At 60.1% G+C, this 22,278-nt stretch carries 18 protein-coding genes; 10 read left to right on the top strand and 8 right to left on the bottom strand.

The genetic code is table 11. The annotated features are described in order from the left end of the window. The first annotated feature begins 191 nt into the window (after positions 1-191). The 6 genes from HU727_RS06920 to HU727_RS06895 all read left to right on the top strand — a co-directional run bounded on the left by HU727_RS06920 (position 192) and on the right by HU727_RS06895 (position 6,091). Positions 192-938 (top strand): amino acid ABC transporter permease, encoded by a 747-nt coding sequence (locus tag HU727_RS06920; RefSeq protein WP_186530230.1) that lies wholly within the window; start codon positions 192-194, stop codon positions 936-938. Then, positions 938-1,609 (top strand): amino acid ABC transporter permease, encoded by a 672-nt coding sequence (locus HU727_RS06915; RefSeq protein WP_186530232.1) that lies wholly within the window; start codon positions 938-940, stop codon positions 1,607-1,609. Before HU727_RS06920 ends, HU727_RS06915 begins: the two co-directional genes overlap by 1 nt. Then, positions 1,606-2,340: an amino acid ABC transporter ATP-binding protein gene (locus tag HU727_RS06910; RefSeq protein ID WP_186530234.1), complete on the top strand. Its 735-nt coding sequence runs from the start codon at positions 1,606-1,608 to the stop codon at positions 2,338-2,340. The genes HU727_RS06915 and HU727_RS06910 overlap by 4 nt, the downstream gene beginning before the upstream one ends. 177 nt (positions 2,341-2,517) lie before the next feature. Then, positions 2,518-4,419 carry a two-component sensor histidine kinase AauS gene (gene aauS / locus HU727_RS06905; protein WP_186530236.1) on the top strand — a complete coding sequence of 634 codons (1,902 nt, stop codon included), beginning with the start codon at positions 2,518-2,520 and terminating at the stop codon, positions 4,417-4,419. Further along, positions 4,416-5,741, top strand: a complete 1,326-nt coding sequence (gene aauR, locus HU727_RS06900; protein ID WP_186530238.1) for a two-component response regulator AauR — start codon at positions 4,416-4,418, stop codon at positions 5,739-5,741. Before aauS ends, aauR begins: the two co-directional genes overlap by 4 nt. 20 nt (positions 5,742-5,761) lie before the next feature. Further along, positions 5,762-6,091: a GlpM family protein gene (locus tag HU727_RS06895; RefSeq protein ID WP_186530587.1), complete on the top strand. Its 330-nt coding sequence runs from the start codon at positions 5,762-5,764 to the stop codon at positions 6,089-6,091. 20 nt (positions 6,092-6,111) lie between these two features. On the opposite strand, the gene HU727_RS06890 is transcribed toward HU727_RS06895, so the two are convergent. The 3 genes from HU727_RS06890 to HU727_RS06880 all read right to left on the bottom strand — a co-directional run bounded on the left by HU727_RS06890 (position 6,112) and on the right by HU727_RS06880 (position 8,855). Further along, complete coding sequence (locus HU727_RS06890; protein WP_186530240.1) at positions 6,112-7,020, bottom strand: hypothetical protein; 909 nt, start codon at positions 7,018-7,020, stop codon at positions 6,112-6,114. After that, positions 7,017-7,712: a hypothetical protein gene (locus HU727_RS06885; protein ID WP_186530242.1), complete on the bottom strand. Its 696-nt coding sequence runs from the start codon at positions 7,710-7,712 to the stop codon at positions 7,017-7,019. The genes HU727_RS06890 and HU727_RS06885 overlap by 4 nt, the downstream gene beginning before the upstream one ends. Before the next feature lie 108 nt (positions 7,713-7,820). Further along, the gene (locus HU727_RS06880) at positions 7,821-8,855 is read right to left on the bottom strand and encodes an alpha/beta fold hydrolase (protein ID WP_186530243.1); all 1,035 of its coding nucleotides are present in this window, start codon (positions 8,853-8,855) and stop codon (positions 7,821-7,823) included. Between the two features lie 86 nt (positions 8,856-8,941). Between HU727_RS06880 and HU727_RS06875 the strand changes: the two genes are divergently transcribed. Further along, positions 8,942-14,311 (top strand): dermonecrotic toxin domain-containing protein, encoded by a 5,370-nt coding sequence (locus HU727_RS06875; protein WP_225919807.1) that lies wholly within the window; start codon positions 8,942-8,944, stop codon positions 14,309-14,311. A gap of 148 nt (positions 14,312-14,459) precedes the next feature. Next, positions 14,460-15,377, top strand: coding sequence for a transcriptional regulator MetR (gene metR, locus HU727_RS06870; RefSeq protein ID WP_186530245.1), 918 nt, complete (start codon positions 14,460-14,462; stop codon positions 15,375-15,377). A 33-nt stretch (positions 15,378-15,410) separates the two neighbouring features. Here the strand turns inward: metR and HU727_RS06865 are convergent, their stop codons facing one another. From HU727_RS06865 to HU727_RS06845, 5 genes are all read right to left on the bottom strand, one after another. Further along, positions 15,411-15,917: a GNAT family N-acetyltransferase gene (locus HU727_RS06865; RefSeq protein ID WP_186530247.1), complete on the bottom strand. Its 507-nt coding sequence runs from the start codon at positions 15,915-15,917 to the stop codon at positions 15,411-15,413. A 1-nt stretch (position 15,918) separates the two neighbouring features. Further along, on the bottom strand, positions 15,919-16,557 hold the full coding sequence (locus tag HU727_RS06860; protein WP_186530249.1) for a LysE family translocator: 639 nt from the start codon (positions 16,555-16,557) through the stop codon (positions 15,919-15,921). 23 nt (positions 16,558-16,580) lie between these two features. Then, positions 16,581-17,003 (bottom strand): NUDIX hydrolase, encoded by a 423-nt coding sequence (locus tag HU727_RS06855; RefSeq protein WP_186530251.1) that lies wholly within the window; start codon positions 17,001-17,003, stop codon positions 16,581-16,583. Between the two features lie 69 nt (positions 17,004-17,072). After that, positions 17,073-18,398: an APC family permease gene (locus HU727_RS06850; RefSeq protein WP_186530253.1), complete on the bottom strand. Its 1,326-nt coding sequence runs from the start codon at positions 18,396-18,398 to the stop codon at positions 17,073-17,075. Between the two features lie 208 nt (positions 18,399-18,606). Then, positions 18,607-19,422, bottom strand: a complete 816-nt coding sequence (locus HU727_RS06845; protein WP_186530255.1) for a carbon-nitrogen hydrolase family protein — start codon at positions 19,420-19,422, stop codon at positions 18,607-18,609. A gap of 123 nt (positions 19,423-19,545) precedes the next feature. On the opposite strand from HU727_RS06845, the gene HU727_RS06840 reads away from it, so the two are divergent. Both HU727_RS06840 and HU727_RS06835 read left to right on the top strand, forming a co-directional pair. Continuing rightward, positions 19,546-20,343, top strand: coding sequence for a helix-turn-helix transcriptional regulator (locus HU727_RS06840; RefSeq protein WP_186530257.1), 798 nt, complete (start codon positions 19,546-19,548; stop codon positions 20,341-20,343). 110 nt (positions 20,344-20,453) lie between these two features. Next, positions 20,454-22,073, top strand: coding sequence for an FMN-binding glutamate synthase family protein (locus HU727_RS06835; protein WP_186530259.1), 1,620 nt, complete (start codon positions 20,454-20,456; stop codon positions 22,071-22,073). Positions 22,074-22,278 lie beyond the last annotated feature (205 nt).

The raw sequence follows: 22,278 nt of genomic DNA, 5'->3' as shown, positions 1-22,278 counted from the left end.
ACTAACCTTATTCCCTGAGAAGGCACCTGCCTTTTCAGGGAATGGTCACTCCCTGCTGGCATTTTCTGGAAACACTCGAACCGGTGCTGTCGAGCCGATCGCGTGTGCCCGGTCCTTGAAAAAGACCGGGGAGGGAACGGAGTTTCCCCAGGCGGGCAACTGTACATCGATCGAATCGAGGGGAGACCCTAATGAATTACAACTGGGACTGGGGCGTGTTCTTCAAGTCCACCGGCGTGGGCAGCGAGGTCTATCTCGACTGGTACGTGGCCGGCCTGGGCTGGACCATCGCCATCGCCGTCGTGGCCTGGATCATCGCCCTGCTGCTGGGCTCGATCCTGGGCGTGATGCGCACCGTGCCGAACCGGCTGGTATCAGGCATCGCGACTTGCTACGTGGAACTGTTTCGTAACGTGCCGCTGCTGGTTCAGCTGTTCATCTGGTACTTCCTGGTACCGGACCTGCTGCCCGCCGATATGCAGGAGTGGTACAAGCAGGACCTGAACCCGACCACCTCGGCCTACCTGAGCGTCGTCGTGTGCCTGGGTCTGTTCACTGCCGCACGGGTTTGCGAACAGGTGCGCACCGGCATCCAGGCGTTGCCACGCGGCCAGGAAGCCGCCGCGCGCGCCATGGGCTTCAAGCTGCCGCAGATCTACTGGAACGTGCTGCTGCCCCAAGCGTACCGGATCATCATTCCGCCGCTTACCTCGGAATTCCTCAACGTCTTCAAGAACTCCTCCGTGGCGTCGCTGATTGGCTTGATGGAGCTGCTCGCGCAGACCAAGCAGACCGCCGAATTCTCCGCCAACCTGTTCGAAGCCTTTACCCTGGCGACCCTGATCTACTTCACCCTGAACATGAGCCTGATGTTGCTGATGCGCATGGTCGAGAAGAAAGTCGCGGTGCCCGGCCTGATCTCCGTGGGGGGTAAATAATGGAATTCGACTTCACAGGCATCATCCCGGCCATTCCCGGTTTGTGGAACGGCATGGTGATGACCCTCAAACTGATGGCGCTGGGCGTCGTCGGCGGGATCATCCTGGGGACTATCCTGGCGCTGATGCGCCTGTCCCATAACAAGCTGATTTCCAACATCGCTGGCGCCTACGTCAACTATTTCCGCTCGATCCCGCTGCTGCTGGTGATCACCTGGTTCTATCTGGCGGTGCCGTTCGTGCTGCGCTGGATCACCGGCGAGGACACGCCGATCGGCGCGTTTGGCTCTTGCGTCGTGGCGTTCATGATGTTCGAAGCGGCGTACTTCTGCGAAATCGTTCGGGCCGGCGTGCAGTCGATCCCCAAGGGCCAGATGGGCGCGGCACAGGCATTGGGCATGAACTACGGCCAGATGATGCGTCTGATCATCCTGCCTCAGGCGTTTCGAAAGATGACCCCGCTGCTGCTGCAACAGAGCATCATCCTGTTTCAGGACACCTCGCTGGTCTACACAGTCGGCCTGGTGGATTTCCTCAATGCTTCGCGGGCCAATGGCGACATCATCGGCCGCTCCAATGAGTTCCTGATCATCGCAGGTCTCGTGTACTTCACAATCAGCTTTGCCGCCTCGCTGCTGGTCAAGCGTCTGCAAAAAAGGTTCGCCGTATGATCTCTATCAAGAACGTCAACAAGTGGTATGGGGACTTCCAGGTGCTGACTGATTGCAGCACTGAGGTTAAAAAAGGTGAAGTGATCGTGGTCTGCGGCCCTTCGGGTTCCGGCAAATCCACTTTGATCAAATGCGTCAACGCGCTGGAGCCGTTTCAGAAAGGCGACGTCGTGGTTGACGGCACATCGATTGCCGACCCGAAAACCAACCTGCCGAAACTGCGTTCGCGGGTGGGCATGGTGTTCCAGCATTTCGAACTGTTCCCGCACCTGACCATCACCGAAAACCTGACCATCGCGCAGATCAAGGTACTGGGCCGGAGCAAGGAAGAGGCGACCAAGAAAGGTCTGCAACTGCTTGAGCGCGTGGGTCTGTCGGCTCACGCCCACAAGCATCCGGGGCAGTTGTCCGGTGGTCAGCAACAGCGTGTGGCGATTGCCCGCGCGCTGGCGATGGACCCGATCGTCATGCTGTTCGATGAACCGACCTCTGCGCTCGACCCGGAAATGGTCAACGAAGTGCTCGACGTGATGGTGCAACTGGCCCACGAAGGCATGACCATGATGTGCGTGACCCACGAAATGGGCTTCGCCCGCAAAGTGGCTGACCGAGTGATCTTCATGGACGCCGGCAAGATCATCGAAGACTGCCCGAAAGAGGAATTCTTCGGCGACATCAGCGCTCGCTCCGAACGCGCGCAGCACTTCCTCGAGAAAATCCTGCAGCACTAAAAGCAACACACCCGCCGGGGCATTGCTCCTTCCCTGTGGGAGCGAGCCTGCTCGCGAAGAGGCCATTACATTCAGCCTGGATGTTGAATGTCAGTGCGCTTTCGCGAGCAGGCTCGCTCCCACAAGGGCCGGCGTTGCCCTTGCAACAAGTGTGGTGGTTGACCCAAGGCATCTGTGATGAAATGCGACTCCAATCTCTATCGCGCAGCGCCGCCATCACTTGCCGTGAAGCCCCGTCTGATCCGCCATCTCTTCCTGCCGCCGCTGATCATCGCCCTGATGATCGGATTGGGTTTTATCGGCTTCTGGACCAGTGAACACTTCGGCATCCGCAGCCTGGGCGAGAACGGCCAGCGTCAGCTGGAACTGCACGCCCGCGCGGTTGAAAGTGAAATCAGCAAATACACCTACCTGCCCAGCCTGCTGGAACTCGAAACGAGTGTGCCGCAGTTGCTGGCCGACCCGACCCCGGAGCACCGGCAAACGGTCAACGATTACCTCGAAGGCCTGAACCGCCGCAGCCGCAGTCGGGCCATCTACGTGATGGACACCACCGGCCGCGTCATGGCCACCAGTAACTGGCGCGATGTCGACAGTTACCTGGGTGAAGATCTTTCTTTCCGTGCTTATTTCAAGGACGCCGTGCGCGGCCAGCCCGGGCGCTTTTACGGCATTGGCAGCACCAACGGCGAACCCGGTTACTACCTTGCCCACGGCCTGGAAGAGCACGGCAAGATCATCGGCGTCGCGGTGGTCAAAGTGCGTCTGGAAGCCATGGAAGAACGCTGGCAGCGCGCGCGTCTGGAAGCTTTTGTCAGCGACGAAAACGGCATCATCATTCTGTCCAGTGATCCGGCCCGACGCCTGAAATCGGTGATCCCGCTGAGCGATGAGATCAAGGAAAAACTCGCCCGCAGCCTGCAGTATTACTGGTTCCCGCTCAACGAACTGCAACCGCTGGCCCGCGAAACCCTGGCCGAAGGCGTGGAGAAACTGACCTTCCCGGCCAACAGCGAATTGCAGCCCGACGAAGACGACATCAGTTATCTGGCGCAAACCCGACTGTTGAGCGACACGCCGTGGAATTTCACCCTGCTGACACCGCTGCAGGACCTGCGCCGCGAAGCGATCAATCAGGGGATTCTGGTGGCGGTGGCATTTGCCCTGTTTGCCTTCCTGCTGATCGCCTGGAACGAGCGCCGTAAAGTCCTCGCCACCCGTCTCGCCGCCCGCGAAGCGTTGCAGCAAGCCAACAATCAGCTGGAGCGTCGGATTACCGAACGCACGGCAGACTTGCGCGCCAGCAACGAACGTCTCAAGAGCCAGATCCGCGAGCGCCGTCAGGCAGAAGAGACGTTGCGTCGTGCCCAGGATGAGCTGGTGCAGGCCGGCAAACTCGCGGCCATCGGCCAAATGTCCACAAGCATTGCCCACGAACTGAACCAGCCGCTGGCGGCGATGCGTACCTTGTCGGGCAACACCGTGCGCTTTCTTGAGCGCGGCCAGCTCGACATCGCCAGCACCAATCTCAAGACCATCAACGACCTGATCGACCGCATGGGCCGGATCACCGCCAGCCTGCGCTCCTTCGCCCGTCGCGGCGACAACAAGGGTCAGGCCAGCCTGGGTAAAGCGGTGGATGCGGCACTGCAAGTGCTGGGCGCCCGGCTGGAAAACACCACGCTGCAGATTCATCGGCAATTCATTGATGTGCAGGTGCAGATCGATCAGACCCGTCTCGAACAGATTCTGGTCAACCTGATCGGCAACGCCCTCGACGCCATGCAGGCGCAACCCCAGCCGCAGTTGTGGCTCGAAGGTGAAGAATTCAACGGCAAGTACCGTTTGCGGGTGCGCGATAACGGCCACGGCATCGACGCCGAAGTGCGCAAGCATCTGTTCGAACCGTTCTTTACCACCAAACCCGGCGAGCAAGGCCTGGGACTGGGCCTGACCCTGTCCGCCAGTCTCGCCGCTGCTACCGGCGGGCACTTGGGTGTCGAACACCCGGCCAGCGGTGGCACCACCTTCGTCCTCAGTTTACCGTTGGTAAGCCCTATTTCTGCCGAGCCAATATGAACCACGATCTCAGTGTGCTGATTGTCGAAGACGACCCCCATGTGCTGCTCGGCTGCCAGCAGGCGCTGACCCTCGAAGACATCCCCTGCATCGGTGTCGGCAGTGCCGAAGAAGCGCTGGAGCAGGTCGGGGATAATTTTGCCGGCATCGTTATCAGTGATATTCGTCTGCCGGGCATCGATGGCCTGGAATTGCTGACCCGTCTCAAGCAACGTGATCGCAGCTTGCCGGTGGTGCTGATCACCGGCCACGGTGATATCTCCATGGCCGTCGGCGCGATGCAGAAAGGCGCCTACGATTTCATGGAAAAACCGTTCTCGCCCGAACGTCTGGTGGATGTCGCACGGCGTGCGCTCGAGCAACGCAGCCTCGCCCGAGAAGTCTCGTCGCTGCGCAAGCAACTGGCCGAGCGCGATTCCCTTGAAGGCCGAATCATCGGCCGCTCGCCCGCCATGCAGAACCTGCGCGAACTGATCGCCAATGTCGCCGACACTTCGGCTAACGTTTTGATCGAAGGCGAGACCGGAACCGGCAAGGAACTGGTCGCCCGCTGCCTACACGATTTCAGCCGCCGTCACAGCAAGCAGTTCGTTGCGCTCAACTGTGGTGGTTTGCCGGAAAACCTTTTTGAAAGCGAGATTTTCGGCCACGAGGCCAACGCTTTTACCGGGGCCGGCAAACGGCGGATCGGCAAGATCGAACACGCCGACGGCGGCACGCTGTTCCTCGACGAAGTGGAAAGCATGCCGCTGCCGTTGCAGATCAAATTGCTGCGCGTATTACAGGAACGTACCCTCGAACGCCTCGGTTCAAACCAGAGCGTGGCGGTGGACTGCCGGGTAATCGCGGCGACCAAATCCGACCTCGACGAATCGAGCAAGGCCGGGGCATTTCGCAGCGATTTGTACTACCGCCTCAACGTCGTGACCCTGGAATTGCCGCCGCTGCGCGAACGCCGCGAAGATATCCTGCAACTGTTCGAACACTTCACCCAGCAATCGGCGCTGCGCTTCGACCGCGCCCTGCCGGAGCTGGACAACCAGACCCTGTCGAACCTGATGAGCCACGACTGGCCGGGCAACGTGCGCGAACTGCGCAACGTCGCCGAACGCTTCGCCCTCGGCCTGCCGGCGTTCAAGAAGTCCGGTGCCAGCGCCGGTCAGGGTCTGGCGTTTGCCGAAGCGGTGGAGGCATTCGAGCGCAATCTGCTGGTCGACGCGTTGCAACGCAGCGGCGGCAATCTGACCCAGGCCAGCCAGGAATTGGGCATGGCCAAGACCACGCTGTTCGACAAAGTCAAAAAATATGGCCTGAGCCATTAAGCGAGAACGACGTGGACCTGATGTTCAAAGCCCTGTTGGGCGCAGCGGTGGTGCTGATGATCGCGGCGCTGTCGAAGACCAAAAACTATTACATCGCCGGGCTGGTGCCGCTGTTTCCGACCTTTGCCCTGATCGCCCATTACATCGTTGGCAAGGGTCGTTCGATCGATAATCTGAAAACCACGATCGTGTTCGGCATGTGGTCGATCATCCCGTACTTCGTTTATCTGGCGACGTTATACGTGATGGTCGACCGGATGCGTCTGGAAGCGTCACTCGCGGTCGCGGCAGTGGCGTGGTTGATGGCTGCGACGGTGCTGGTGAGCGTGTGGGTCCGGCTCCACGCCTGAGAGCCGCACGCGCATAGACGTCAGCGCCCGTAGACTTTTTCCAGCTGCGCGGACGACAAGGCATCCTCGAACGGCACCGGCACGGACTTCACCGCACCGTACAGATTGCGGTAGCGCCAGTAGTTGCCGTTCTTCGCCAGTTGATAACCGCGTTCGACCACACGCTGCCCATCGAGCACATAACGCAGGGTTTCCTGCGCGGCGGGCGGTGGGGTCGGTTGCATCAGGTCGGTGCTCAACACGCGCATGGATTCATCGATGCATTCATCAAGCACAGCGGTGACCTGGGCCAGGTCAAGGCTGCCGTCATCGATGCAGCGCTGACCGCAGCGACGAATCGGCTGGCTGGCCACCTCAATGCGCATGCGGTAGAGCGGCGAACCGGCGATGTCCTGCAATTGCACCTGATTGACCAGCACGAAACTGCCGCGATCCGGCGTCAGCATCAACTTCGGCTCGATCAGCAACCGTGCCGTGACCGCGCCCGCGCCCTGCTTGAATCCAGACACTTGCGATGCGGCCTGAAAGCGCTGTTGCAGGCGCTCCTGCAACGGCACGCCAGCGAGCAGATCGGCCATCGGCCGCGACTCGTTCAGCGCCGCTTTTTCAGCGTCGCGTTGCAAGGTGCCGCTACCCATCTGCGTGTTGATCACGCTGGCCACCAGAATGCCCGCCAGCCCGGCGCCAGCGCCGGAACTGGAAACCAGCGTGTAGCTGGAATTCGCCGCGTTCACGGCCGCCTTGCTGTCGATCACCGTGCTGGCGCCGACAAACTCCGTCGGCAATTGCACGTCAACCTTCAGCCCGTGAGCCTGCACGTAGCTCAGGGCAGCCTGATCCTTGAAACCGGCTTCGGGCGCCGGTTTCTGCGCGCAGCCGGGCAATACCAGCAGGGAAATCGCCGCCAGGATCAGTGCCAGACGTTTCATTGGGCGAACGGTGCAATCATTTGCTGACGGCTGCTATCCATCGCTTGATAAAAGGCGTTGGACAGGTTCGTGTAGGACGGCTCGTCCCACTCACCCTGCGCGGCTTGGACGGCAGCGAATGGCTGGTACCACAGCAGCTTGTTGTCGGACAGATCAATAACCATGCCCTGCCCGCCGACCTGAGCCATCGGCACGCTGGTCGGCACGATGCTGTAGTAGCTGCGGGTGGCACCGGTGGCATAGATCGACACCAGTAGCAGGCGATCAATGCCGTGCGCGGCCTTCATCGACGTCATGTCCCTGGTCATGTAACCCTCGCGGAAATCGACTTCCTTGAAGGTTTTCAAATCAACCTGCTGATCAATGCGCTTGGCCTTATAGCCCTTGGCTTGCAGCTTGGCAACGATGGCGTCGGGCAAGGTTTCCAGATCGCGCACCTGCCAGGTCTCGACGTTGGCGCTGAGCTTGCTGTTGACGCCGGCGTTGATGGCGTAATCGAGAATGCCCTGATTGCCGGTCAGCGCCAGCACCGGCGACGGTACGACGGTAATGGCCACGCCGATGGTCGGCTCTTTGGCGTCCCAGAATTGTTTGTCCAGGGCCACGGGCGGTTGCACATGGGCGCAGCCGGTGAGGGTCAGTACAGCGAGCACGGCCAGCGCGGCCCATTGACGTGTAGCGCGAAAAATCATGGATCAAGTCCCTATGTCTGAAAAACGTTCCTGCGGCTTATCGGCAGCAACGCGGCAAACAATAGTGGCACATTGATACTTTTTTGACGACAGGGCGTTGACGTCGACTTACAACAGCTTCCCTTGCGGCGTCGGATCAACCTGAGCCCAATGCGACGTGTCCTCGCGATGAGCCTGCAAATACGGCAATACCGCCGCCAGCAACGGTTCCTTGAACGCTTCCTGAAAACGATGGGCCAGCCCCGGAATCAGTTTCAGACGACTGCCCTGAATGTGCGCGGCCAAATGCACGCCGTGCATCACCGGCAACAGCGGATCGGCCGTGCCGTGCACCACCAGCGTCGGCACGCGCAATTGATTGAGCAGCGCCACCCGGCTCGGCTCGGCGAGAATCGCCATGATCTGCCGCTTGACGCCTTCGGGGTTGAACGCGCGGTCGTAGGACGCCGCCGCCTGTTGCAGCAAAGCCTGACGATCATCCGTCACCGTCGGGCTGCCCAATGCGGCGAGCAGATCGGCCTGTTGTTCCAGCGCCACTTCGCGGTTCGGCGCGCCGCGGCGCGAAAGCAATTGCACCAGCGCCCCACTCGGCGCGGGCAAGCCTTCGGCGCCGGAGGTGGTCATGATCAGGGTCAGACTCTCCACTCGCTGCGGCGCCATCGCCGCCATATGCTGAGCGATCATCCCGCCCATGCTGGCGCCCAGTACGTGGAATTGCTTGATCTGCAAGGCATCCATCAATCCAAAGGCATCGTCCGCCATGTCAGTCAGGGTGTAGGGCGCCGACACCGGTAATCCGAGTTTGTAGCGCAGCACTTCGAACGTCAGGTTGGCCTCTACAGGCGTCTGCCGCCAAGTGGAGAGACCCACGTCGCGATTGTCATAGCGAATCACCCGAAAACCCTGCTGACACAGCGCCACCACCACCTCATCCGGCCAGTGAATCAACTGCCCGCCCAGCCCCATCACCAGCAACAACGCAGGGTCCGAAGCCCGGCCAATGCTCTGGTACGCCAGGCTCACCTGCTGCAGATCGACCCGCTCGGTAGGAACATTGACATCGCACCGCGAAGCCGCAAAAGACGGAAAAGCAAACAGCACAGCGAACAGGAAGACCGCTGTGGATAAAAATCGTGCACGCATGAAAAACACCGAAACGCAGAACCCCAATAGAGCGCGAGTCTGATGAAGTTTGTTCAAGCGCGCTGCCACAGTTCCGTGACAGTTTGATGAAGAGCGCTGAATGGTTATTTTGGGGAACAATAAAACTTCAGCGCTATAACTATCTAACGCCAACGCCCGCTGCTATTTTCCTTAAATGGCTCGCTCAAGGAGTGGAATCCCCACTTCCCACACCGAGCCCAACCATGTCCGATCAACTTCTCCGCGACATCCGCTACCCAGCGATAATCGACATCCCCCTTGCATCCCCGATACCGCCGCTCCGGGATGAAAGCCTGTTCCTGCAGGCCTCGGCACGCTGGCGTGAAAGCAGCCAGGGCCTGGGTGAGCTGTTCGCCGCCGCGCCAATAAAAAGCCAGACGCCTGACCCATCGCTTCAAAAAAGCTGGGACGCCTATTGGCAGACTCGGGCCCCCTATACACCGGTATCACGGCGCGAGCGGGCAGGTCAGTTATATCGCAGCCATTTTGAGGCCAACGCAAAAGTGGCATTTGCCCGCAGAGTCTTGAGCGCTGAACAGTTGAAGCTGCTGCTGTCAATCATGGACTCTCCTGAAGCTTGCCCTCAGCCAAATGACCAGCCAGTCCAATGCGAGCAACCGACTCTGGTGCTGAGCGACGGCGGCACGATAAAACTCCGCGCCGCCTGGGTCATCAGTCAGGGAGGCACCGCCCCCCTCACGCAGATGTTATATCTGCCCTGTCGGCCTTTTCCCATTCAGGTTTTCAACCAACGCAGTGACATGGAGGCCTGGCTGTCTGGACAATCACTCGTCCCGCAGGGCCTGCCCGACGATGACATTCGCTTCCAATACACGTGCGAAGCCCAGCCCCTGACAGCGGGCATTACCGATCTGCTTCTACATCCACCGCACGCAGGAGCCGCTTTTTTCGCCTCTGTGCCAGATGTTGAGAGTGCGGCACCAACCGCGACTGTCGGGTTCGACGAGCCAGCCTTGTTCGGCAGTTTGTACCCCGACATCCCCTTGGACCTGCGCCGGACTGCCCTGAACAGGCAACGCGACGCGCTGGCAACGTTGTTGGGAGACACTGTCGACAGCGAAGCCCTGAAATCCTTCAAGCACTCGTACAAGGCGCTGGAAGCTGCCGAACAAGACGCCGACACAGCTGCCTCCGCCCTGCTTTACCGGGCGCGAACCCTGGATATGGTCACCCTAAATCGTCAATTCACCGCTCTGCATAAGGCCCACAAAGCGGGGCTGCACGCCGAGGCTCGGCTGCAACTGGCGCTTGAGCAGTTGAGCGACGATGACGCCAGCCTGCTCAAAGCCTTGCTGGATACACCTGACGATCCCGGCCCTGATAGGGTGGCCGCCAGCCTGACCCTGTCGATGAGCGAACACAACGGTCACCAGACCACGGTCACAACCCAGGCACTCAACGGCCCCTTCGTCATGACCCAGGCAAACGCCCTGCTCGACGCCGATTCGCCCCACAGCCTGCTGCTGTACTGGCCCGGCAGCGGTGGTGGCTTGCAACGGTTCGCCAACCGTAGAGAACTTGAACAGCAGGTGTTCCTGATCCACGGGACCAATAGCAGTCAGATGTTGCAACTGAAGAGAATCAACGGCGACCCGCTGCGCTTCGCGCTAAACACGCTGACCGCCGACTTCGAAGAACAGGCCGGCGGGATACGCCAACGCTACACTCAAACCGCGGCTCAGCGTGCCGATGAGCTGGAAATCTTGCGTAAACGTGCCCTCGCCGCCTTGCAGGTACCGGTCCACGCTGCCAGAAGCCTGGCTTACACGCATCATCTGGAACAAAACCGCTCCGGCGCCCTGGCCGCCGGTCTGCCGGACTGGCTAGGCAAATTGTCCGAGGCTGAACGCGTCCGGCTCAAGGGGCTGCTCGAGGCTTACATCCCGGCAATGCGCCGCAGCCACGGGCTACTGACCCTGGCCCTGATACCGCGCGATGATTTCACCCGGCAACGTTTACAGGCCCGCCTGCGCCAGGACTTCTCGGTCAAGGGCCATTTCCAGGTGCAGCTGGATTTGCCCGACTCGGTCATCCTGCAGAAACAGGTCACCGACGGCGCATCGCCAGGAACACCACAGAAACTGGTGGCCGTTCCCAGTGACACTCGCAGCAAAATGTCGCTAGAGGAGTTGGCCCAGCTCAATATCGACAACACTCCATCAATGCAGTTGGAGCCTCTTTCTCTGCGGTTGGCCTTCATGCGGGTTGAGATTATTACTGCCGATGAAGACGAACGCCGAACCTTGGCGGCCGGCATTACTCATGCCTATCTGAAAACCTTATTACCGGAACTGGATCTGCCCAAGGTCTATGAGCAGCAGATTCGGAACACCTTCATGGGCTCAACCAACGAGGCCCGGTTCGTCCGCGAACATCGCCGTGAATGCCTGCTCGAGCCCTGGCGCCTGATGCTTAAGCTGCAAGGCGAATGCGCGCGCTTGCAAAGGCATATCCGCGACGACGACCTGCGGCTTCTCGATATTGCCATCGACGCCGACAGCGTCGACGCGTGGAATATCGAAGGCAAACGCGTGGTGATTCTGCCGGCCTTTCTCAGAGCGGGTGGCAAAGACACGCCCAATGAAGGTCCGGTGACCCTGTCCGGCGTGACCTTCATCAATGATCAAGTCAGCGGCACCACCCTGCTGTATCTGCCCGACCGCCCCGATGGCCAGTTTCTACGCCGCTACGACAGTCTGGAGGCCGCGCGCAAGGCTCTGTTCAATTTGTGCCTGCGCAGCGAAATGGTCGGCTATCTGGCTGGCCGAGCCTTGCATGGCAACGTCAGCGCCCATGAAAGCCGCATCAACCAGGCGACGCGCAAACATTATGACGCAATGATCGGAGTGGGCGTGCGCTGGCCGGTCACCACCTCGTTCGCCGCGCACTTGCTCAATGCCCATATGGGGCGCCTGATCGAAGCCCATCGCGGGACGTCCCGATCCAACGATGCGCTGTACATGGAGCGTTATGCTCTGTCAGGCCCACGCGCGTTCAACTACCTGAAAATGGCGTTGGGCCTGCTGCCTTTCATCGGCACCGCTTTCGCCCTCTACGATGCCTGGACCAGCGCCAACCAGGCCGTTGCCGCTTTTCTGCGCGGCGACATCGGTGATGGCCTGGCCGAGATCGAATCGGTGCTGCTGTCTTTGATCGATGCGGCCATGGACCTGCTCCCGGGCGAGGCGGCCGCCTCTGTGCTGTCGCGGACCGCGCGTGCGCTGACACGGGCCCGGCAGTTGCAGCGGCTGGGCAGAACCGCCGCAGCGTTGCAGGCGACATCAATGCGCCAGGCGCGACGGACCGTCGAGCGTTTCGCCGGTTACGAATATGACCAACCGATCTCGCTGGTGGGGCTGCAACCGGCTAGCCATGGCGTGTACCGCAACATTTACCGGCACGCGGACGGCGACTTTATCGTCCGTCAGGGACGGATCTATCAGGTCGAGCCCAGCAAAGACTCACGCAACTGGCGCTTGAGTGGCGGCCGGCTAAAAACCTACAAACAACCGATTGCGCTGGATGAAACCGGCCAGTGGGACACTTGGTTTGGCGTCCATGGAACGATCTTCGAAGGCGGAGGGCTCGGCGGTGGAGCAGTCCTCGGGCATCTGGCCAACGGGCTCGACCCACTCTGGCCGCAAGCCATTCGCCAACGGTTGCCACGCTGGTGGGCCGATCAGGCTTATCGTCGTCATAACCAGTTGACCAATGCAGCCGATGACCTTGCGCTGCGACTCAATGAGCAGGTCTCGCGAAGCACCCTCCCGATCCAAAATTACGGCGACAGCATCGCCGCGGATCGCCCGGCATTGATGGCGGCGGCCGAATCCGCATGCATCAGCGACATTGAAATGGCCAGCCGACATTATCGGACGCTGGATGAACTGCTGCCCCTGACCCGTGGCAATAAACGCCGTGAGCTGAGCGACATGCAGAGCCATGACGCCCTGCTGCTGACTGACCGGTTTAAACATCGTGTTTACTACGCCAACCACCGGGGCCAGTCGATCATGGATCGAATCGATGCATTGAGCGCACGCATGGACGGTTTGCCGCCGGATTCACTCAGTCAGCGCCTGAACCTTCTGGAGCAGATCCGAGTGGCACGCGTGGCGCTACTGCAAAAGCTGGATGACATCGAAGGCTTGATGCGCGACCTCAACCTCTGGCACGAGCGCATCAGCGTCAGGTCACACAAGACAGGGGTGACGCCCGAAGTCACCCAACTGAATGGACGCCTCAGCGAAGCCAATCTGACTTACCTGAAAACCGGCCATTTGCTGGAGACCGTCAAGCGCTTTGACAGCGTTAGCGATGTGTCCTGGTTCTACTTGCAAGCAAGAGCACAAAGCTTGCGAGCCAAGGTCGATCGTGCCCTGTTCACGCAATACAGCCTGCCGGAAGTCAGCGCCACGAAACCCCAGCGCAACCGGATACTCCAGGAGTGCATTGAGCATTACACGCAATTTCGTCGCGACATGAAGGTCTGGACCACCAGCTACCCGCAACACTTTCATCTGGATGCGGTTGCCCCCCTGATTGAGGGTATCGAAAAAATGGAGAAACGAGCGCGCAAGAGTATTGATTTGCCGTCGCCTCCTGCGCCCGTCGGGCGTGGCAATAAAAAAGTTTTCACCACCGAAGACGGCCAGTTGCTGATCGGTGTTGAACGCTGGAAATCCACCACTCAGAAGCGTGAATACGTTTTGACTGGTCAGGGTGGCTCCGAGGAAGTCTGGGAACAAGGCAGCAACGGCAAATTCCGTCTTCTTAACCCGCCGGAACAGGCATCGGCACCCGTTCAGACAAATTTGCCGGCGTTGGTTGAGGATGCCCGCAAACGTCTGGAATACCAGCAGACTTACAAGACCCAGATTGAGTCCTATGCCGGACAAGACATGCTCCCGGTCGACCTTGAGCACATGATGGTCAGCGAGGCCAATGAGCTGACCGGTCGTGCCCTGCGAATCGAAAGATTAGAGGCGCAAAACCCGATCATTCAACAACTGCGCGACAAGGCAGGCGAATTAAAAACCGCAGGCCGGGAAATGCGTACCCGCCAATCGCTGGCCAGCAAAAATCCCACTGACGGCATGCTGCACGACCTGAAAAGCCAAGAGGTGGTGGAGATCCGCAAACCCAGTCCGATCAAGAACCTCGGCAAGCGCCGGGACGGTCGAATCGACTATATGCAGGAGTATGAAATCTGGGACCTGACGCCAACGCCCGCGCAGATTCTATGGTACGCGCACTTTCACTATTCGAGTGCGGCACCGGTGTTCAGACAATTCGAGAAAGCGCACCTCAAGCTGCCTGAGCACCGCTTTCTGACTCATGCCGACGATGCACAGCTTCCCTACGCCGATATCGGTAAAAAATCGGTCGTACTGCCTTTTTTTGACAATCTCTGAGGCGCAAGGGAGCGGGTATCCGAGGGGCTGCCCGCTCCTTTGAAAGGCAAGCTGCTCTGTTGAAGAAACCCTTGTCGACAGCCTGTATGACATGAGACAAACTCAACCTATTCGCACTTATCACAAGTTTTCCTCATGGAGCCGCCCGGTGCTTGAAATCCGTCACTTGAAAACCCTGCATGCCCTGCGCGAAGCCGACAGTCTGGTCGATGCAGCTGATCGCTTGCACTTGACGCAATCGGCGCTGTCGCACCAGTTCAAGGAACTCGAGGAACGCATGGGCATGCAATTGTTCGTGCGCAAGACCAAACCGGTGCGTTTCACCAGCGCCGGTTTGCGCCTGCTGCAACTGGCCGACGCAACCCTGCCGTTGCTGCGCGCTGCCGAGCGCGATATCAGCCGTCTGGCCGGCGGCACCGCCGGGCGTCTGCACATGGCTATCGAATGCCACAGCTGCTTTCAATGGCTGATGCCGACCATCGATCAGTTCCGCGATGCATGGCCGGAAGTCGAGCTGGATCTGGCTTCGGGCTTCGCCTTCGCGCCACTGCCGGCACTGGCCCGGGGCGATCTGGACCTGGTGGTGACCTCCGATCCGCTGGATATCGCCGGCATCACTTACGTGCCGTTGTTTACCTACGAAGCCATGCTCGCGGTGGCCAACCAGCATGCGCTGGCAAACAAGCCGTATATCGTTCCCGAAGACCTGATCACTGAAACGCTGATTACCTACCCGGTGGAGCGTGATCGCCTGGACATCTTCACGCGCTTCCTTGAGCCGGCCGACATTGAACCGGCGCAAGTGCGCACTTCGGAGCTGACGGTGATGATGATGCAACTCGTCGCCAGCGGGCGGGGCGTTTGTGGCATGCCGCACTGGGCGCTGCATGAATACAGCTCGCGCGGGTACGTGAAAGGCAAACGCCTGGGGGAGAAAGGTCTGTTTGCGACGCTGTATGCGGCGATTCGCACCGACATGCTCGATGCGCCGTACATGCGCGACTTTCTGCTGACGGCCAAGGACACTTCGTTTTCTACGCTGGATGGGGTCAGTGCGGTGCGCTGAAAGTCAAAATCGAAGGCTGCGAGCTTTTGATCTTCATGTCTGGGTGACTTCACGCCACATGTGGATCTTGTCGAAGTAGTCTTCGCCGACGCGCACTGCGAGCGGTTCGAGGCCGTACTGAATGAAGCCGCAGCGTTGATACAGCTTGAACGCGGCGTCATTGCCGGCGGTGACGGTGAGCTGGATGAGTTTCAGCTCGGGGTGGCTTTGGGCTTGAGTGATTGCGGCTTGCACCAGTTCAAAACCGAGGCCGTGCTGGCGAAAATCGGCCGATACATACATGCCGAACAGCGTGGCCTTGTGACGCGCCTTTTCGCGCGGTTCGAATGCCAGACCAACGATGCCGGCTAGCGTTCCCGATTCAAACGCACCCAGCACCCCATCGAGCTTGCTGGTCAAGCGCCCTTCCCACCAACTCAACGGCATCACCGCACGCTCGCGCACGGTGGAAGTGAACGCCTGCGGATGACGGTCGTAGGCTTCCAGCATCAGCTCGCGATACGCCAGCGCGTGGCTGGCATCCAGCCGTTCGATCCACATGTCAGGCTGCCCGGCGCTGTTCAGACATCAGCCGCACCGCGAGGCCCGCCAGCACCATGCCCATGAAATAACGCTGCAGCGCCAGCCAGGTCGGGTTGCGCACGAACCATGAAGCAATGCCCGCCGCGAACAGCGCGATCAACAGATTGACGCTGAAGCTGACGCTGATCTGGGTCAGGCCGAGGATGAGGCTTTGGGTGAACACAGAGCCGTGCTCGGGGCTGATGAATTGCGGAAACACCGAGAGATAAAACACGGCGATTTTCGGGTTCAGCGCGCTGGTGAGAAACCCCATCATGATCAGTTTGCGCGAGGAGTCTGGCGGTAGTTGCTGCGCTTCAAACGGCGAACGCGCGCCGGGTTTCACTGCCTGCCAGGCCAGCCACAACAGGTACAGGGCGCCAGCCCATTTCAACACTTCGTAGGCCATCGGTACCGCAAGGAACACCGCCGTCAAACCGGCCGCCGCTGCAAACATATGCACAAAGAACCCCGCCACGACGCCGAGCAGCGACGTCACGCCAGCCTTGCGTCCTTGACAGATCGAACGCGAAATCAGATAGATCATGTTCGGCCCGGGCGTCAGCACCATCAGCAGTGCGGCGGCGGCGAAGATCAACAAGTCGTCAAGCGGGATCATGGCAAAGTCCTTTGCGAAGATGATCAGGCGAGTGCAGTCAATGAACGGCGATAAAACGGCAGGATGTGCTCGCGTGTCAACGGCGCCAGCTCGAGTGCCGGATCAATGGCCGGGTCGACCCAGATGACTTCCTCGATTTCCGCCGCTGGGCAGACCTCGCTATCGATGGTCAGCTGAAAGATTTGCGCATGCACGATGAAGCCAGGCTCGTTGGCGGCAGGGGCGGAAAAGCTGCTCAGAAAAATCGCCTGGGCTGGATCGATCTCCAGCCCCAGTTCCTCTTCCAGCTCACGGGCCAGCGCGTGCACCGGCAACTCATGAGCTTCAATCTTGCCGCCCGGTTGCATGAACGCGGTGGTGCCGCGCTTGCGCACCAGCAGCGTCTGGCCTTGAGCGTTGAGCAACAGCGCAGCGGCTATGTGAATCGTCCGGGAAGGGGTCGGCATACAGGGTGATCCTTGGCGCAAAGGCGCCAAGCATCACACGCCTGTCAACGCAACGCCAAGCCGCAAGGCTCAGGTCGCCTCCTGAAAATCCATTTCCGGCGGCTGCCGACGGAAACCACTGGTGAGCACCGCCAGGTAAACCACACCAATCGCCAGCCAGCTCAACCCCAGCCAGACCGCCAGATGATCGAGGCTGACCATCAACCACAGATCGGCGATCAGGCCGATGAGTGGGCAAATCAGAAACAGCAGCAGTTCCCTCAGACCTTTCTTCTCGCCCCCGATCCAGTAATGGAAAATCACCGAAAGGTTAACCAGACTGAAAGCGAGGAACGCGCCGAAATTGATGAACGAGGTCGAGGTGGTCACGTCGAGTTTCAGCGCCAGCAATGCCACCGCCGCGCACAGCAGAATGCTGTTGACCGGCGTGCCGAAGCGCACATGCAAGGTGCCGAAAAACGACTTGGGCAACACACCGTCGCGGCCCATGGCGAACAGCAGCCGCGAACCGCTGGCCTGCGCCGACAACCCGGACGCGAACTGGCCGACAATCAGCCCGATCAGGAAGATCGACACGAACAGATCGCCACCGATATTGCGAGCAATCTCGTAAGCCGCCGAATCGACGCTGTCGAACTGGAACGACGGGTGCGCGATCTGCACGAAGTACGAGACGCCAACAAAAATCAATCCACCGATCAACGTGATCAGCATGATCGCCCGGGGAATGGTACGGCGTGGGTCACGGGTTTCTTCGGTCAGGGTGCTGACCGCGTCAAAGCCGAGGAACGAGTAACAGGCAATCGCCGCACCGCTCATGATCAGCGGCATTTGCATGTCGCCATTGAAGAAAGGCTTGATCGACCACAACGGCTTGCTCGCATCGCCACCGATGTAGTGCACGCACAGCGCAACGAAAGCGATCAGCACGAGAAACTGCACCAGCATCAGCAACGCGTTGATGCCGTTCGCCAGCTTCAGGCCGACGATGTTGATCGCACTGGTGACGCCGATGAATGCCAGCACCCAGATCCACTGCGGGATCGAAGGGAATGCGGAAGCCAGGTAGGCCGCGCCGATCAGCCAGATGGCCATGGGCAGAAACAGGTAATCGAGCAATACCGCCCACCCGGCGATGAACCCGAGTTTCGGGCTGATCGCCTTGCGCACATAGCTGTAAGCCGAGCCTGCGACCGGGAACGCGGCGGCCATTCGCCCGTAACTCATGGCGGTGAAAAACATCGCCACCAGAGCGGCAAGGTACGCGGCCGGCACCATGCCGGCGGTGGATTGGGCGAGGATGCCGAAGGTGCCGAGCACAATGATCGGCGTCATGTAGGCGATGCCGAACAGCACCACCGACCCTAATGAAAGGGTGCGTTGCAAACGAGCCATGGGCGACTTACTCCGAATGTTATTGGATTTATGGCAGAGCCGGGGTCGGCAAAATTTTCGGGTCTGTTTTTTGTTTTTGGGGTGTCGGTGATCGTTCCCACGCTCTGCGTGGTAACGCCTCAATGGACGCTCCGCGTCCGCTTTTGGGACGCAGAGCGTCCGGGGCTGCATTCCCACGCAGAGCGTGGGAACGATCAGGCATAAAAGGTCAAGGAATCAGCAATTCGCGCAAGCCGCGAGGGTGCTCCACCACCTCCCCCGGCAACTTCAAACGCTGATCATCCAGATAGCGGTAATCCTTGCGCGCCTGCGCCAACTGCTGCAGATCCAGCTCGACACTGAACTGCCCTTCTTCGCGTCCGGCCTCGAACAGCAGCGAACCCAGCGGGTCCACCAGCGCGCTACCGCCGGCAAACACCAGGCCGTCGTCTCCCGCCTCGACGCGGTTGACCATCAGCGCAAACACCTGATTTTCCTGGGCGCGGGCCATGATCGCGGTGCGGTGTGTCGGGCCGTACGGGTCCATGTTGCCGTTGGTGACGATGAGCAATTGCGCGTCCAGTTGCGCAAGCGCACGGGCGGTTTCCGGGAACTCGATGTCGTAGCAGATCAACAGGCCGACGCGCACGCCGTTCCACTCGCAGGTGGCGTAACGGTCGCCGGCTTCGAACACGCCGCGATCCGAGGCCCACAGGTGGGTCTTGCGGTATTTCAGGGCGATGCCTTCAGGAGTGATCAGCAACGTGGTGTTGTAGAAATGGCCGTTGTCGTTCTCGGCCATGCCGATCACCACGGCGATGTTGTGCTTGCGCGACGCCGCGAGTACGGCGTTGACGGTCGGGCCGTCGAGCGGTTCGGCGATCTGCGCCACGGTCCCGGCGTTCGGGAAGCCCATCAGGTGCGTTTCCGGGAACACGATCAGTTGCGTGTCGGCCGTGCAGGCTGCAATCGCCGCCAGTGCGCGTTCCAGGTTGTAAGCCGTGTCGTTATCACGGCCCGCCAGTTGGGCGAATTCGACTTTCATGGGTGTTCCTTGTTATCGCGCCGGGCGTGAAAGATTGCCCGGCTTCTGTCTGTGGGCCAGTATGCGCAGCAAGCGACCGGCCGGGGAATTACGCGGCCGGGGTAACCCGATAGGGGTAGAACGATGACACTTACGTTGAATGACATCACTTGGCACCGCGCCGTCGGACAGCTGATCGACGCGCTCGACAAGCCCAATTTCTGGGCGCAACTGGTGCGTCTGCTCGAGCAGTACGTGCCGTTCGATAGCTGGGTGGTGCTGCTGTTCAGTGCCGACCAACACCCGCAAGTCTTCGCTGAATGCCCCGGTGAGGACGGCAGTCCCGACCCATTGTTTCAGGATTATTTGCGCGGCCTTTACCTGCTCGATCCGTTCTATATCGCCTGCCGCGAGCAATCGCGCACCGGTCTGTATCGCCTGTCGGAAGTCGCGCCGGAGCATTTCGAGCTGACCGAGTATTACCAGCGATACTTTCGTCTGAATGTGGTGGCTGACGAAATCCAGTTCAATTGCCAGCTCGAAGGTGATCGCACGCTGTGCCTGTCGCTGGGCAGCAAAAAACGCTTCAGCACCGAGCAGATTGCCTTGCTGTCACTGATCCAGCCGTGGGTGCTTGGCCTGTTGCGCCAGCGTCTGCCCTATGAAATCAACGAAGCCGTGCCTCTCGCCACGCCCGCTCCGGCGAACTGGCGGGTGCAACTGGAGGCGTCGGTGCAACACCTCAAGGGCGCGCAACTGACCGCGCGCGAACTGGATGTCGGGCGCTTGATGCTCAGCGGTTGCTCGAGCAAAGAAATCGCCCGTAAGCTGGAAATCTCCGTGGAAACCGTGAAAGTCCATAAGAAACACATGTACAGCAAGCTGGGCATCAAATCCCAGTCCGAGCTGTTTTCAATTTTTCTGCAGGCGCAGAACGCCTGAAAAGATCGCAGCCTTCGGCAGTTCCTACAGGGGCAAGTCATACATCGACCTGTAGGAGCTGCCGAAGGCTGCGATCTTTTAAATACCAAGTCCGAACCCAGGGAAACCGTATGAGCCTGTCTCTGCTGAGCCGCTACGCCTTCTTTGCCGTCTGTGTGATTTTTACCCTCGCCAGCCTGCCTTTTCTCGAACATGACTGGCTGTGGCCGATCACGGCAATCACCGCCGTGCTGAGCCTGCTCGGCCTCTTCGACCTGCTGCAGACGCGCCATGCGGTACGCCGCAACTACCCGATCCTCGGCAACATCCGTTACTTGGTCGAAGGCATCCGCCCGGAGATTCGCCAGTACCTGCTCGAGTCCGACAGCGACGCCCTGCCCTTCTCCCGCGCTCAGCGATCGCTCGTTTATTCGCGAGCGAAAAACGAGACCGCCGACAAGCCGTTCGGCACGTTGATCGACGTTTACCAGGCCGGTTTCGAATTCATCGGCCACTCGATGCGCCCGGCGCCGTTGAGCGACCCCAACAGCTTCCGCGTCACTGTCGGCGGCCCGCAATGCACGCAGCCGTATTCGGCGTCGATCTTCAACATTTCGGCGATGAGCTTCGGCTCGCTCAGTGCTAACGCGATCCGCGCGTTGAACCAGGGCGCGAAACTCGGCAACTTCGCCCACGACACCGGCGAAGGCAGCATCAGCCCCTACCATCGCGAACACGGCGGCGACCTGACCTGGGAACTGGGCAGCGGCTACTTCGGCTGCCGCACCCGCGACGGCCGCTTCGACCCGGAACGCTTCGCCGTCCAGGCGCAGAATCCGCAAGTACGAATGATTGAAATCAAAATGAGCCAGGGCGCCAAACCCGGCCACGGCGGGATCCTGCCCAAGCACAAGGTCACCCGTGAAATAGCCGACACCCGCGGCATTCTGATGGGCGAAGACTGCGTTTCGCCGTCGCGCCACAGCGCGTTCTCCACCCCCATCGAAATGATGCAGTTCATCCAGCAGCTGCGTGAGTTGTCCGGCGGCAAACCGGTGGGCTTCAAATTCTGCCTGGGCCATCCGTGGGAGTTCATGGGGATTGCCAAGGCCATGCTGGAAACCGGCATCCTCCCCGACTTCATCGTCGTCGACGGCAAGGAAGGAGGGACCGGCGCTGCACCGGTGGAATTCACCGACCACATCGGCGTACCGATGCGCGAAGGTTTGTTGTTCGTGCACAACACCCTGGTTGGCCTGAACCTGCGCGACAAGATCAAACTTGGCGCCAGCGGCAAGATCGTCAGCGCGTTCGACATCGCCAGCGTTCTCGCCATAGGCGCCGATTGGGCCAACTCCGCGCGCGGCTTCATGTTCGCCATTGGTTGCATCCAGTCGCAGTCGTGCCACACCAACAAATGCCCGACCGGCGTCGCGACTCAGGACGCCCTGCGCCAGCGCGCCCTGGTCGTGCCGGACAAGGCCCAGCGCGTTTACAACTTCCACCGCAGCACGCTGAAAGCGCTGGCGGAAATGCTGGCGGCAGCCGGTCTGGAGCATCCATCGCAACTGTCGGCCAAGCACCTGGTCCGGCGCATGTCGGCGACCGAGATCAAATTGTTCTCACAGTTGCATGTGTTCTTGAAGCCGGGGGAATTGCTCACTGGCGAAGTGAATGGCGAGTTCTATTCGCGGATGTGGCAGATGGCACGGGCGGACAGTTTTGAGCCGAATGAAGTTGCAGTAGCCTGAACCTTCCGTCCAGATCAACCACAAAAGGTTTCGAGGCCACCAAAGGCGCGGACACCATCGGGAAAACAGGCAGGCCGATGTTCATATCGGTCCCCTGCGAAACAGCACAAAACGGAAAAAACCGTACCCCAGAAGGACGTTCAACACCGAAAGGACGCCACGGTTGCCAGCCCGGGCAGGTGCCAGTTATCCGTCGACCCCCAAA

This window comes from Pseudomonas khorasanensis, assembly GCF_014268505.2.
Lineage (GTDB): Bacteria > Pseudomonadota > Gammaproteobacteria > Pseudomonadales > Pseudomonadaceae > Aquipseudomonas > Aquipseudomonas khorasanensis.
This window is presented reverse-complemented; position numbering and strand designations above follow the sequence as displayed.

What these genes read in the sequence shown, in the direction of transcription:
- aauS (WP_186530236.1), top strand. Translation starts at nt 2,518, where the DNA reads ATGAAATGCGACTCCAATCTCTATCGCGCAGCGCCGCCATCACTTGCC.
- HU727_RS06865 (WP_186530247.1), bottom strand. Translation starts at nt 15,917, where the DNA reads ATGTGGATCGAACGGCTGGATGCCAGCCACGCGCTGGCGTATCGCGAG.
- HU727_RS06915 (WP_186530232.1), top strand. Translation starts at nt 938, where the DNA reads ATGGAATTCGACTTCACAGGCATCATCCCGGCCATTCCCGGTTTGTGG.
- HU727_RS06920 (WP_186530230.1), top strand. Translation starts at nt 192, where the DNA reads ATGAATTACAACTGGGACTGGGGCGTGTTCTTCAAGTCCACCGGCGTG.
- HU727_RS06860 (WP_186530249.1), bottom strand. Translation starts at nt 16,557, where the DNA reads ATGATCCCGCTTGACGACTTGTTGATCTTCGCCGCCGCCGCACTGCTG.
- HU727_RS06895 (WP_186530587.1), top strand. Translation starts at nt 5,762, where the DNA reads ATGTTCAAAGCCCTGTTGGGCGCAGCGGTGGTGCTGATGATCGCGGCG.
- HU727_RS06835 (WP_186530259.1), top strand. Translation starts at nt 20,454, where the DNA reads ATGAGCCTGTCTCTGCTGAGCCGCTACGCCTTCTTTGCCGTCTGTGTG.
- HU727_RS06875 (WP_225919807.1), top strand. Translation starts at nt 8,942, where the DNA reads ATGAAGAGCGCTGAATGGTTATTTTGGGGAACAATAAAACTTCAGCGC.
- HU727_RS06840 (WP_186530257.1), top strand. Translation starts at nt 19,546, where the DNA reads ATGACACTTACGTTGAATGACATCACTTGGCACCGCGCCGTCGGACAG.
- HU727_RS06890 (WP_186530240.1), bottom strand. Translation starts at nt 7,020, where the DNA reads ATGAAACGTCTGGCACTGATCCTGGCGGCGATTTCCCTGCTGGTATTG.
- HU727_RS06855 (WP_186530251.1), bottom strand. Translation starts at nt 17,003, where the DNA reads ATGCCGACCCCTTCCCGGACGATTCACATAGCCGCTGCGCTGTTGCTC.
- HU727_RS06880 (WP_186530243.1), bottom strand. Translation starts at nt 8,855, where the DNA reads ATGCGTGCACGATTTTTATCCACAGCGGTCTTCCTGTTCGCTGTGCTG.
- HU727_RS06850 (WP_186530253.1), bottom strand. Translation starts at nt 18,398, where the DNA reads ATGGCTCGTTTGCAACGCACCCTTTCATTAGGGTCGGTGGTGCTGTTC.
- HU727_RS06910 (WP_186530234.1), top strand. Translation starts at nt 1,606, where the DNA reads ATGATCTCTATCAAGAACGTCAACAAGTGGTATGGGGACTTCCAGGTG.
- HU727_RS06845 (WP_186530255.1), bottom strand. Translation starts at nt 19,422, where the DNA reads ATGAAAGTCGAATTCGCCCAACTGGCGGGCCGTGATAACGACACGGCT.
- aauR (WP_186530238.1), top strand. Translation starts at nt 4,416, where the DNA reads ATGAACCACGATCTCAGTGTGCTGATTGTCGAAGACGACCCCCATGTG.
- HU727_RS06885 (WP_186530242.1), bottom strand. Translation starts at nt 7,712, where the DNA reads ATGATTTTTCGCGCTACACGTCAATGGGCCGCGCTGGCCGTGCTCGCT.